The sequence below is a fragment of the Paraglaciecola sp. 20A4 genome (assembly GCF_011378905.1).
Taxonomy (GTDB): Bacteria; Pseudomonadota; Gammaproteobacteria; order Enterobacterales; family Alteromonadaceae; genus Paraglaciecola.
The window spans coordinates 1-12,701 of sequence record NZ_WTPY01000053.1 but is presented as its reverse complement, the minus strand read 5'-3'; the positions used below and the strand labels follow the sequence as shown (position 1 = coordinate 12,701).

Genomic DNA, 12,701 nt, shown 5'->3' with positions numbered 1-12,701 from the left:
CCTGGTGTTGCGCACCAGCCATTCATCCATGAATGTCGTTCAGACGGGCAAAGCTACGCTTCGCAAAAGCCTCCGTCCTCACCCCCATGCGAGAGTAGCACACTGCCAGACTCTCATTTAGAACAAAGCCACCTTAATCGGGTGGCTTTTTTCGTTGTGCGCGAAAAAATACCAAAGACAATCGACAGAGCATCATCCAGGTGGCTTCATTCTATAGCGCTGCCACGCAATGCTATTCCCGCATGAGAAACCTGATCCATCGGTAAAGGTGATTTCAGGTGTTTGTGATAAACCTGAGGAGCAACCCATTCTTGTTGTTGCGTATCATTACTCCGTAACTGACAATCACGTCGTGGTACTGCCGTCAGTCGGGGCATAGCAGCACTTCGCAATGGACTCCGTCTTCATGCTCATGGTCGACATGCGATGCGCGGCATGCGATGCGCGGCAACGCGGTTCCGGAAAATCCTGCCAGACTCCCATTCAGAAGAAGGGCTATCCTCAATCGCGCGGCGACCGGGGTAGCCCTTTTTTATGACTGGCTTTTAGCAAATGGTGGGCGTTGCTTAGCCTTGCTGTCGTTAGCGATTGTAAGGCTAAAGGCAATCTCTATTGAGCACAGTTTTATGGTGAGATGTGACTACACAAGTAGATATAATCGAAAATGAGTGCATCATAGATATAGTGAACGATATAACCTGATGAATACTGTTGAGTCCCGGGGGAGCTTTGGCATATTAATGAAAATCGCGGGAACGCGTTTAGAACTCTGCAAAGAGGTGACTTAGGTTATGAAGTTTACCGGCTATAATATGGGTAACGCCACCATCTCTGCGCTCTAAGATACCGCTCACCTTCAAGATCTTGGCTTTTAAATAAGCTTGTTTTTGTGCCCTAGGCGTCGCTTGCCACACAATCACATTGCTATTGCCTGTATGATCCTCAAGTGTAATAAAAGTCACCCCAGAAGTAGTATGAAGATCTAGTAAATTGGTAACGCTTAACATATCGGGCTCAATATCCCCTTGTCTTACATGATTCACATAACTTACTGCCTACTCACACGACCTATTATGTAGCAATAGATTGCAAAACAAGGATTTTCATTTTGCGGATGAGTAAATTTAACGGAAAACAAGCGAGTTTTTTATTAACCGATGAATATTTCTTTTTTAAAAAGTCTTACATAGTTTTTTATGCGAGTCGATCTTATCGATAAACGTACCACACACAGTTATTAATACTCGTAACTAACTGTTTTACAGTTTCTTTATTGTGTATTAGCAGAAGTTACTTTTGTCCCTTAACTTATGGTCTACACTGGACTGGTGATTAATTTAACCTTAGAAAGTTACGCTAGTTACGTAAATAATTTTTCGTAAGTGAAATATTCGGTAATGTGCCTAGGTCTATACTTTCGTGAACAACATTAACAATCCAAAAATTACTTAAAGGTGTCCAATATGAAACAAATTAAACAAACTACTATCGCTACAGCAATTGGTGCAGTTGTACTTGGCTCATTGGCTTCAATCAGCTTCCAAGCAAATGCAGCGCCTTTTGGTATGCAAACACTAGAGTCTGGCTATATGCAAGATGTTGCAGAAGGCAAGTGTGGCGAAGGTAAATGCGGTGGCGATAAAGCGGCTAAAATGACCAAAGAAGGCAAGTGCGGCGAAGGTAAATGCGGTGGCGATAAAGCGGCTAAAATGACCAAAGAAGGCAAGTGCGGCGAAGGTAAATGTGGTGGCGATAAAGCGGCTAAAATGACTAAAGAAGGCAAGTGCGGCGAAGGTAAATGCGGCGGTGATAAAGCGGCAAAAATGACCAAAGAAGGCAAGTGCGGCGAAGGTAAATGTGGTGGCGATAAAGCGGCTAAAATGACCAAAGAAGGCAAGTGTGGTGAAGGTAAATGTGGTGGCGATAAAGTTGAGAAAGCTGCTAAAGAAGGTAAGTGCGGCGAAGGTAAGTGTGGTGGCCAAGCTTAATTCTTAAAAAGAATTTTTGAATAAAGGCCAGCTACGCTGGCCTTTACTTTTTATAGCCCGTAAATTTGTGACGAAGTTAAAGTTGTTAGAGGTGAATTATGCGAAATACGCATTTTGCAGGTGTAGGTTTAGGATTACGACGCGAAATGATGAGCGAATTAATCGATGATATTCCAAGTGAAGTTGATTTCTGGGAAGTCGCACCTGAGAATTGGATCCCGCTAGGAGGGAGCTACCAGAAGCAGCTGAGTCGCTTTACCGATAGCAGCCAATTTGTTACTCACGGACTATCACTATCAATTGGCGGCCCTGAGCCCCTTGATATTAACTTTGTGAAAGACGTCAAAGCCTTTCTTGATTTGCACCAAATTGAGCATTATAGCGAACATCTAAGTTACTGTTCTGGTAAGGGACATCTTTATGACCTTATGCCGATTCCGTTTGATGAAGACGCCGTAAAATACGTCGTTGAACGAGTGAAAACAGTACAAGATATTATTGAAAGACCGCTTATACTCGAAAACGTATCATATTACGCTGCACCCAATGCAAAAATGAGCGAGCGAGATTTTACATTGGCGGTACTTGAAGAGTCGAATTGCAAGATGCTGCTTGATGTAAATAACATTTATGTTAATTCGATTAACCATGGTTATGATGCAGAGGAATTTTTAGCTTCTATGCCTACTTCTCGTATTCAATATGGTCATATTGCTGGACACTTTGATGAAGCAGACGATTTGAAAGTCGATACTCATGGTGCTGATATTATACAGCCAGTTTGGGATCTACTTGAAAGGGCATATGAAATTCATGGCGTTTTCCCAACCTTATTGGAACGTGACTTCAATATTCCACCGATCAAAAAGTTGCTACTCGAAGTAGACAAAATTCGTCAGTTACAGGAAAAACATTCAGTTTTGGTCAATATCAAGGATCACGCATAAATGTACGATTTCCAAAAGACTCAATTAGAATTTATTGAGCATATTAAAGACCCTGATAATAAGCCCTTCAAGCATCCGGTTGAATCTCGTCGCATGGATATCTATCGAGACTTATTCTTTAATAATATAAAAGGCTTTTTGAGTTCTGGGTTTCCAGTACTAGAGAGCTTATATAATGAGGAACAATGGAATTCTTTGGCACGCCAGTTCTTTGCGACACATGATTGCCGTTCACCGTATTTCACTGATATAAGTAAAGAGTTCGTGGAATATTTAAGTAACGAATACGAATTGCAAGCGCATGACCCCATCTTTATGAAAGAACTCGCTCACTATGAATGGATGGAATTAGCCGTTTCAATTCGAAAGCAGACTCAGAAGTGGGATGCATCGAAAACCGTTAGCAATGTACAAATGTCACAACTTGCCAGTGTGGTGAGCTATCAATTTCCGGTTCACCAGATTAGTCAAGACTATCAACCAACGGAGCCTAGCGAAGCTATTTACTTGGTTATTCATCGAGATAGTGACGACAAAGTTGATTTTACTCTTATTACCGCTATGACAGCTCATTTACTATTAACAATAGAAAATAATGAGCAACTTTCAATCGATTCACTTAACACAATGATGATTGAGAGTTTACCGCAGCTCGACGCTGAGCAAGTTATCCAAGGCATAAAACAAATAGTTGAGCAAATGATCGCACAAGAGATACTCGTGCCTTACTCGATTAGCGAGTAATTAGGCTATCAATTTTATCTACTTTGAATTACCATTTACGGCTGAATTCATATTAGTTAACTAGCGACGAATGGGGTTTCCAATGCAAGATAATAATGGCTCACAAGATCCGTTCAATTTCACTTATTTAGCCGCAGGGCTTTTGACTTTATTGGCATTGCCACTTATGCATGTCATTTTAGGTTGGATAGTGTTTCTGTAACCGTCGTTTTTTAATTATCAATCACAACGGGGAAAGCTGTGCCCGCTGCTTATATAAAGTCGGTTATTAAAACCGTACCTGATTATCCCAAGCCTGGGATTTTATTTCGTGATGTGACCTCAATACTTGAAGATCACAAAGCGTATACCTCTACTATCGAACTTTTGGTAAAAGAATTTGCGCCTTACAAGTTCGATAAAGTGGCTGGAACTGAGGCCCGCGGATTTTTATTTGGTGCGCCTTTGGCCATCGAACTGGGTATTGGGTTTATTCCAGTACGTAAACCGAATAAATTACCACGTAAAGTTATTAGCGAAAGCTATGAGCTTGAATACGGTACAGATTGCTTAGAGATACATGAAGATGCTGTTAAACCAGGTGAGAAAGTCTTGATGTTAGATGACTTACTTGCCACCGGTGGAACTATGATTGCGACGGCTAATTTGATTAGACGACTTGGCGGTATAGTTGAACATGCAGGATTTGTTATTTCACTCCCTGATTTGGGCGGTGAAACTAAGTTGAAAGAAATTGGCGTTCAAAGTCACTCACTATGTGAGTTCGAAGGCGAGTAAATTAATAACATGAGCTATCAAGTTCTAGCGCGTAAATGGCGACCCAATAATTTTAGTGAATTGGTCGGTCAGGAGCATGTTGTCGCGGCAATTTCAAATGCACTTGATAATGATCGTTTACATCATGCTTATTTATTTACGGGTACGCGAGGGGTTGGTAAAACGACTATAGCGCGTATCTTTTCCAAAAGTCTTAATTGCGAATTGGGCATAGGCTCCAAACCCTGTGGTCAGTGTTCGACGTGTATTGAGATAGAGCAAGGTAACTTTGTTGATTTATTAGAGATCGATGCAGCCTCGCGCACGAAAGTGGAAGACACCCGTGAACTGCTAGATAACGTGCAGTATCGGCCGACACGTGGCCGCTATAAAGTGTATTTAATCGATGAAGTACACATGTTGTCTAAACACAGCTTTAACGCTCTGCTTAAAACATTGGAAGAGCCGCCGCCGCACGTAAAATTCTTATTAGCGACGACTGATCCGCAAAAGCTCCCGATTACCATTTTGTCCCGCTGTTTGCAGTTTAACCTCAAGGCGTTATCAAGAGCGCAAATTGGCCTGCAATTGCAGCATGTTTTTGCCCAAGAGCACATTGCTAATGAGCCCGAAGCTTTGGCGCAGTTAGCGCGAGCGGCGCAGGGAAGTATGCGCGATGCTTTGAGTTTGTCTGACCAAGCTATCGCCCAAGGTAATGGTAACGTCAGCCTAAGTATTGTGACCGATATGCTTGGGCTTATGGATAAGACTCAAGTACTCAAGTTGCTTAATGCTGTGCTGAATAAGCAGAACGAAATGGTATTTGAGCTTGTTGAGTTAATGTCTGAACAAGCTGCAGATTACAGCCAAGTATTAAATGAATTAATGAGTTTATTACATCAAATAGCGCTGACTCAGTTTGTACCTGACGCTTGTAAACTCGAAACGATTTCAGCCCGAGCGATTTACCAGCTCGCTAAAAAATCGGTAGCAGAACATATACAGTTACTTTACCAGATTGCGCTGCAAGGCAAGCGTGATCTACCGTTTGCAGCGGATGCAAAAACGGGACTTGAGATGACCCTTTTGCGTATGTTGGCGTTTAGCCCGGTGCAAGCCAATACCAGTATTGACGAGCTTATTGCTATGACACCGAGTCCAGCAATTATTCAGTCTGAGTCGACTGTTGATAGCACTGATTTATCTTCAGTAGGCGCTCCAGAATCTGATGCGCCCTTATCATTGACTGAAGTTACTCAATCAACGGAACAAACCGTTTCCGAGGTGAGTGGTGGGGAAAATATTGGCACCAATGAAGCTACAGCAGAAATACAAAGCAGTAGTTTACAAAAAACAGATTTAACGAATGATACGTTTTCTGAACTGACACAAATAATTGAGCCCGAACAAGCCAATACGGCCAATCATCATTTTGATGATGAACAGTATCATTCAGCACAAATGCAAGAGTTAGAAGCTCAGCAACACGGTATTATGCAAGAAGCTGAACATTTCATTCAGTCTCAAAATACCGATCAATATCATGATGACGAAGCGTTGAGTGCTCATCATGAACCAGCGATCAACATTGCACCGACGGATACTCAGAGCCCACCCGAACTTCAAAGTCAATCGACCGAAAGTTTGTTAGCGTTACGCCGAAAATTAGCGCAAGCCGCTGCTGATGAAGAGGATAATGCCCCTTCAGTAAAAAAGTCTGAAGGCGGTTATGATGCTAGTCAATTTTTGCCTGGTGGCAGCGGACCTGGTATCGAACCAATGCAAGGTGCTTTACCAAGAGTAAAAGCACAAGTGCAAAGTGAAGTATCAAATGCTCCCTCTACTGCGAATATCGCGCACCCTGATATACCAATCCACGAGCATAACGAAACCTTTGTCGGTATCGAGGATAGCGCTCCCGCGGTTGACGAAACGCCTCCATGGGCAACCGATGAAGTAACGCTTGATGAAATTAACATCAGTGTTGATGAACAAGAGGTTATATCAGGCACTGAGGAAGATATTGAAAATGCGATTTTCGACCCCACTGCTCATTTAGCACAAGATTTAGAATGCGAAGTCAATTATGACGTACCAGCATTTTTAGCGTCGGGCGAGAAAGTTACTATTGCTCCCCAGTTAGACAAATGGAGTGCGTTAATAACGCAAATGCAAGTAGCCGCGTTGACTAAACAGCTTGCCTTGCATTCGGAATTTTCTCGAGAAGATAACACCGTGGTGCTTCACCTTGTGCAAAGTAAGGAGCATTTAAATACGGCTTCTGCCAGAGAGCAATTACAGCAAGCACTGAGTGATGTATTACAGCAAGCTATAACCCTAGAAGTTAGCGTAGGGGAGGCGGTTAATACACCTTTCGCATTGCAGCAAAGTATTAATAGAGTGAGATTTGAATATGCAAAACAAATAGTAGAAACCGATGATGCTATTTGTATGTTTAAAGATATGTTCAACGCTCAAGTGCTCATTGATTCAATCAAAGCACGATAGATTTTAATTTCAAAATTCAAGAGAGAAATAATATGTTTAAAGGCGGCATGGGTAACGTAATGAAGCAAGCGCAACAGATGCAAGAGCGCATGCAAAAGAAACAAGAAGAATTAGCTAAGATGGAAGTCACAGGTGAGTCTGGTGCAGGTCTGGTGAAAGTTACCATGACATGCAATCACAATGTACGCCGAGTCGACATTGACGATAGTTTGATGGAAGACGATAAAGAAATGATTGAAGACTTAGTTGCTGCCGCAATGAATGACGCGGTTCGTCGTGTTCAAGAAACAACTAAAGAGCAAATGGCAGATGTAACTGGCGGCATGGCTATGCCTCCTGGTTTCAAAATGCCGTTTTAGCTGTTCGGCCTCGAATTTGTTGATGTCCAGGCACTTGAATAGCCATGGGGACAAATAGGGGCCAAACTTAATTTATCAAAAAGCTCTAGTTTAACTGGAGCTTTTTTGTTTGAATCCTTAGATCTTTAGCTTGCTAGTCCTACTTTTAAGTAGAGAACACAGTTAGCTCAAATCTATCATTATGACGTCTAATCAAACACTCCTTAGAATTAATAAGAGTGGGCTTATCGATGGGTGAACCGCTAAATTTTTTATCTCGCATTTATGGTTTGCAATTGGGTCATAACTTTGTCTTCAAATCCGACATTGAATTCAGAGTTCTGAAACATATTCGTCGTTAGTATTTGCAACAAATGTTAGTGAGGAAATCTACTGAGTCTAAGATTTCAATCGATACCTGCAACTTGCCAACTCTATATCGATTCGTTTTCAAAAGGCATTTCGAAACTCTATACAGCCAGCTGTATCCATCGCATACAATATGTAAGCAGTTGGTATTTTTTATTTTAGTGATAACTCTTTTAAATGATTATCTGAAGGTCTGAAAAAACCGACTTAGAAAATTTCCCTCCCTCGTGAATATTTAACGTTAAGACACATAACGAAGGAGAAGGGCATGAACGATATATACATGATTGAAGAGCGGGGCAGTAGCTACTATTTTTCTGATGACGAGGATTATCTCGTGATGTATGAAAGGGGTAGTAGTTATATTTATTACGTCCGCAATTATGAGGTGCAACTCGAGTACATACTCATTAGCGAGGATTTAATGAACTTAATGCCGGAGGAAGTAAGACCATTTACTAACGTGTACTTGCGGCCATATTTTGCAGCAATAAAGCAATTTGAAGAGATTATTAGAAGTTATCTATTACTAGGAGGCCTGCTAAAACATTTCAATCATTTATTCAACTGCTCGATTTCACAATTTTTCGAGCGTCTTTGATTTGAAGCCAGCGCAAGCTGGCTTTTTTTATATGCTAAGGTTAGCGATAAGTGATAATGGTCGGATTTAAATAGTGATCCTTTCACGAGCTATTCTTCAATAGAGGGACTCAGATAGGTCGGCTGACGTCATTTAAGATGGTTGATAAGATTGACCTAATTTTAAAGCCATATTTTGAATATAGTTGGGGTTATCTTCGGGGATCCATCTTCCATATATCTTACTAATCATATTCCAGTCTTTATGCCCCATCTGTCCCGCTAACCAAGACATTTCACATCCGGCAGTTAATAGTTGACTTGCAAAGGTGTGTCTCAGTTGATAGGCGGCTCGATAGGGTATGTCGGCCTCTCTTAACCATTTTTCCCACTGCTTCGGTGCAGTCGTCAATTCGGGGCGTTTGTATGGTTTATTTTCTCTGCTCAAAAAAACACGCCGACGTTTAACCAGTTCATATTTATTATGTTTGTAATGGATCTTATCTTCGATAGCCGGAAAGTGAGCTGTCTCTTTCTCCATTTGAATTAATACATCAAGAGCTGCTGGCAGTAACTCAATAGTACGATAGCCGCTTACTGTCTTTGGGGGCTTTAGTTTCCCTTTCCTAGTGAGATTATATCTGACCGTGAGAGTTTTTTGGTCCAAGTTAATGTCTTCCCAAGCTAACGCTTTTAGTTCTCCGTGTCGCAATCCACTCCAAGCTAACAGTTTGACCATTAATTTAACGTGTCCAACATGTATTACGGCTAGAAGAGAATCTAATTCGAATCGAGTAAAGGGTTTAACGTTACGAGATTCAGGATCCAGGTTCGAGTCATCCTTTATAAGTCGCCCGAGGTTCTTAATAGGGCTTTCCTCAATGAATCGCTCTTCAACGGCAAAACCTAGAACCTGACCAAAGGTCTGAGTATATTCGTTAACAGTTGATACTCGGCAGCCACTGAACTTGCCTTTTTTGTTTCCATTTACACTCTTATTCCTTAAAAGATTTAAAGCAGACCTAGTGAGCTCAGCCAAGTTCTTTTTAGCGTAACCGTAATGATCGAGCCAGTTTAATGCTGTTCCTAATTTGTCTATGACAGAGTCTGAAAGCGCGGCTTGATTAATGTTAAGGTACGCCTCAAAGCACTCTCTAACGGTAATTTGTGAGTTACTAATCACCGAACTTGTTGGAAAATGAGAGAGCCAAAATGACTTTTCATTGTTCACAAATAAACCGTTAGCTATATCTCCCTTGATCTTGGCTAACGTTAACTCTGCTAATTTAATATTTGCAATAGTGGCTGGATAGCCCAATGATTTACGAGTCGCACGGGAACTACCTGGTAATTTAAATTGCAGACGAAGACTACCGTTGTGAAGGCTTAAACCCCTTACTCGCTTAATTGCATCATTAATGTTTTGGTCAATAATGGTCATTACATAAACTTCCTATAGGTAGCGAGGTTAATCGAAATTGCATGACCTTTCGCATGTTGTTTCCAAACTTTACCTTGCGGCATTGGTTTTTTGGGGTGTTTCAAACGTTGGCGAATAGCACTGACTGATTTCCCCAGAATTTTTGCGGCTGTTTCAATAGGCATCCAACCTTCAGATACGGCCTGGGTTTGCCTGCTCGTCTTAGCTATCAAATTTAGAAATTGTTTCACTTTTTCTTGGGTTTCTTTCGAGTCACCAAAAATTGATGTGATTAGCCCTGTAAGTTCTAAGGTTTCTGATTCGTACATTTTTTAATCTCTTTTGTTGGTGAAGTTATAAAGAGGTTATCTAAAAAATTTTTTTTAAAAGAATGAAGATTATGCTTGCTATGGTATTTTGGCGGCTTGAATTAACCACATCAGAGTTGCTGACAAGCTATTGTGAAAAGACACGTTCTATTGAAATTACAGTCTTCAGACAGCAGATGATGGTACTTAAACGAATGTAACCTATGAGATTGGTTCTTGAAGGGGGATTTAAAAACAATCGAACGCTTGAAGAAAACTACAATGATATGAGTGTATTTACTTGCACCTTGATAGCGGGAGCTATGGATGAGGTCGTCATGATGAAATAAGACATCAGCTACTCCAAGAAACTTACTCTGTACGTGGTTTAGTTCGACTACTAGTAAGTTTTTTTTTATACCCACGATTGCAGCTCCGGTAGGCAGTTTTTTTCTAATTTCGAGCAGGGTATCGGAAAACTCTCTCGATACTCGATTAACGGGAAGAGTAATGTAGTCATTTATTTCTCTTTTTTTTTGTTATTTAACCTCTATAAATTTATCAAAAAATATGATAAAAACAATTTCATTGACTGCGATAGCTCAGCAACAATGCAATTGAAGTAAAGCTCATTTCATGTATCAACTCTAAGTTCCTATTTTTGTAAGTTGCCCCTCTACAGATCCTATTTTTTAAGAGATATCAGTCCACTATAAAAAGTGTAGTTTTGCTTTTCTGATTATATGTCGTGGTTCGTAATCAAATAATTTTCATACTGTGGTGCTAGTTAAGTCTGAGGTTTACTAAACAGGACTTAACTATGAGCAAAAAGACTAGTCAGCGTGATCTGCAAATCACTTTTATTCATCAATTTAAAAGAGCGACAAGATCAGAATGGCCCGATAAATTTCGTTTGTGCTGGTATTTTAATACAGAAACACTCGATTACATCTATGAGCATAAAGACGAGAAATTTGTAACGAATGGGTTTGTACTCTCAGACGCGCTTAATAAGCGACTCCCTGAAGAGTTTAGGAAGAAGTATTTTGAGCCGCATGAAAGGTGCCTACTTTTTCTAATCTTTGAGCTTCAAATCGTTGATTTTATCAACTCAGATAAAGTTGATGATGCGGAGTTTGAAAATGTGTTCGGTGTGACGAAGACTCGGTATTTTTCTGATGAAGCTATTAATGAATGGACTGAACAGATCGATTTACTCTAGGGCTGCTTTGCAGCCCTTTTTTTGAATTAAATTATTTCTCGAGTAATATTTTAACCTTTGTGAAGCTGGTTTTGTTCATTTAGGGGATTCATACTGCATTAATCATTATGTCGTACATCTTAGTGATTGCACTATTAGTCAGATATACACCTAAAATGTATATGTAGCCACGATATTATGATCTGATTATGGCTTAATTTTAGTGCTTACCTAGCATCAATCACAATGAGAGAAAATACGCGAATAGCTGATATGTGCCATTTGCAGACCTTTGCAATTGGCTTCGTCAACATCATAAGTTCCCCTTTAAACGGATTGCAAATTACCTGACTTGCCAAGTTTCCTGCATACAAATGGTCTGTATAAAAAAGCAGGTATAATCGGATTTGGTGAATAATGCCTATATTGCTTCCTATTATGTAAATTTCTAAGGTCTCGTTTTGTTTTACAAAAATATGCTAAGTTATTAATTTAACTATAGAAAATATTTTTCACATAGTTTTTAATAGGAAGCAGAAAAGTCTCGTTAAACCTAGGTCTCCTTTTGCTTTTGCAACTCCGAGTGGTTTTACTCGCACGATAGTAAAAAAACTGAATAAAATCAGAAGGTAAGCACTTAAAATGACGAAAACAATAACCAAATCGAGAAGTTACATATACGACATGCTCGATAATAAGCGTTAGCACACTAGCGGAAAGTTTGGAGATTAGATGGACTTAGCAGATATGTTTACACATGGTTTGGCTTTCATGATTGGAGCTTTGTCACTTTACTTTACTGCTTACACAAAAGCTAAAGGAACAAATAAGGCACTTAAAGAAGACATCCAATCCCTTGAAAAGGCTAAGCAAGAAATTATATCTAAATATGCTTCTGAACTCGAAAGTGTTAAAAAGGAACATCAGTTAGATATTGATAAACGTAAGTATCAATATGAAGATAAAAGGATGCAATTTGCCAAGTTTTTCAGGTTAATTGACGAATTTAATGCTACGTGTAACTCGGTGTTTGTTAAAAGGTTCCCACCAATGCATCAGAGACTACTTGCCGGAATGTTATCTGATTGTGTGGAGGCGTCAAATCAAAGCCTGCTAGATTTTAATGCTGAGATTATGCAGTTGTTCAACGAGTTAAATGAAGATCAATTAAAAGTTGTGCATGAGTCAAATAGTATAAGGTTAGTTGCCACACCTCAACTTGATGCTTCGCTGGATCAACTTGAGTTACATGTCGCGTCTTCCTTTAACGACACTGTAGCTATGCTTAGGTTTATGGGGACGCCAGAGTACCTTCTCGACAAATCAACTATAACCCCTTATCAAACTAAATTGACTGAAGGTGGCAATCAAGTATTAAGTAGCCGAGAAGCTTTAAGGGCACAAATGAAACTAGAATTAAACGAAATATAGTGTGCTAACAAGGCCTTAAAGTCGGATTCGTAACAGTGTTCTGGTCAACTCCAACCGGACACTCTCTTTTGAGATATTTCATATTTAATCGGTGACATATTGCCATTTGCTG

General features: G+C 40.2%; 11 protein-coding genes and 1 pseudogene. 8 read left to right on the top strand and 4 right to left on the bottom strand.

Annotation, left to right across the window (positions count from 1 at the left end; all coding sequences use genetic code 11):
* Positions 1 to 206: 206 nt before the first annotated feature.
* Both GQS54_RS22505 and GQS54_RS22500 read right to left on the bottom strand, forming a co-directional pair.
* Positions 207 to 377, bottom strand: coding sequence for a hypothetical protein (locus GQS54_RS22505; RefSeq protein WP_166426163.1), 171 nt, complete (start codon positions 375 to 377; stop codon positions 207 to 209).
* Positions 378 to 761: 384 nt separating this feature from the next.
* Positions 762 to 968, bottom strand: a pseudogene (locus GQS54_RS22500) (OB-fold nucleic acid binding domain-containing protein); the annotation flags it as partial.
* A gap of 495 nt (positions 969 to 1,463) precedes the next feature.
* Between GQS54_RS22500 and GQS54_RS22495 the strand changes: the two are divergent.
* The 6 genes from GQS54_RS22495 (at position 1,464) to GQS54_RS22470 (ending at position 7,302) form a co-directional block, all read left to right on the top strand.
* Complete coding sequence (locus tag GQS54_RS22495) at positions 1,464 to 1,988, top strand: hypothetical protein (RefSeq protein ID WP_166426162.1); 525 nt, start codon at positions 1,464 to 1,466, stop codon at positions 1,986 to 1,988.
* 98 nt (positions 1,989 to 2,086) lie between these two features.
* Entirely contained in the window at positions 2,087 to 2,935 is an 849-nt protein-coding gene (locus GQS54_RS22490; RefSeq protein WP_166426161.1) for a DUF692 domain-containing protein, read from the top strand.
* On the top strand, positions 2,936 to 3,679 hold the full coding sequence (locus GQS54_RS22485) for a putative DNA-binding domain-containing protein (protein ID WP_166426160.1): 744 nt from the start codon (positions 2,936 to 2,938) through the stop codon (positions 3,677 to 3,679). It abuts the gene before it with no gap.
* Between the two features lie 240 nt (positions 3,680 to 3,919).
* Positions 3,920 to 4,456 carry an adenine phosphoribosyltransferase gene (apt, locus tag GQS54_RS22480; RefSeq protein WP_166426159.1) on the top strand — a complete coding sequence of 179 codons (537 nt, stop codon included), beginning with the start codon at positions 3,920 to 3,922 and terminating at the stop codon, positions 4,454 to 4,456.
* A gap of 9 nt (positions 4,457 to 4,465) precedes the next feature.
* Positions 4,466 to 6,943, top strand: a complete 2,478-nt coding sequence (gene dnaX, locus GQS54_RS22475; protein WP_166426158.1) for a DNA polymerase III subunit gamma/tau — start codon at positions 4,466 to 4,468, stop codon at positions 6,941 to 6,943.
* Positions 6,944 to 6,975: 32 nt separating this feature from the next.
* Positions 6,976 to 7,302 (top strand): YbaB/EbfC family nucleoid-associated protein, encoded by a 327-nt coding sequence (locus GQS54_RS22470; protein WP_007103472.1) that lies wholly within the window; start codon positions 6,976 to 6,978, stop codon positions 7,300 to 7,302.
* Between the two features lie 1,081 nt (positions 7,303 to 8,383).
* Here GQS54_RS22470 and GQS54_RS22465 read toward each other — a convergent pair.
* Both GQS54_RS22465 and GQS54_RS22460 read right to left on the bottom strand, forming a co-directional pair.
* On the bottom strand, positions 8,384 to 9,670 hold the full coding sequence (locus tag GQS54_RS22465; RefSeq protein ID WP_166426157.1) for a site-specific integrase: 1,287 nt from the start codon (positions 9,668 to 9,670) through the stop codon (positions 8,384 to 8,386).
* Positions 9,670 to 9,978: a hypothetical protein gene (locus tag GQS54_RS22460; RefSeq protein WP_166426156.1), complete on the bottom strand. Its 309-nt coding sequence runs from the start codon at positions 9,976 to 9,978 to the stop codon at positions 9,670 to 9,672. The genes GQS54_RS22465 and GQS54_RS22460 overlap by 1 nt, the downstream gene beginning before the upstream one ends.
* A gap of 799 nt (positions 9,979 to 10,777) precedes the next feature.
* Between GQS54_RS22460 and GQS54_RS22455 the strand changes: the two genes are divergently transcribed.
* Positions 10,778 to 11,179 (top strand): hypothetical protein, encoded by a 402-nt coding sequence (locus GQS54_RS22455; RefSeq protein WP_166426155.1) that lies wholly within the window; start codon positions 10,778 to 10,780, stop codon positions 11,177 to 11,179.
* A gap of 711 nt (positions 11,180 to 11,890) precedes the next feature.
* Positions 11,891 to 12,589: a hypothetical protein gene (locus GQS54_RS22450; protein WP_166426154.1), complete on the top strand. Its 699-nt coding sequence runs from the start codon at positions 11,891 to 11,893 to the stop codon at positions 12,587 to 12,589.
* The last annotated feature ends 112 nt before the right edge of the window (positions 12,590 to 12,701 follow it).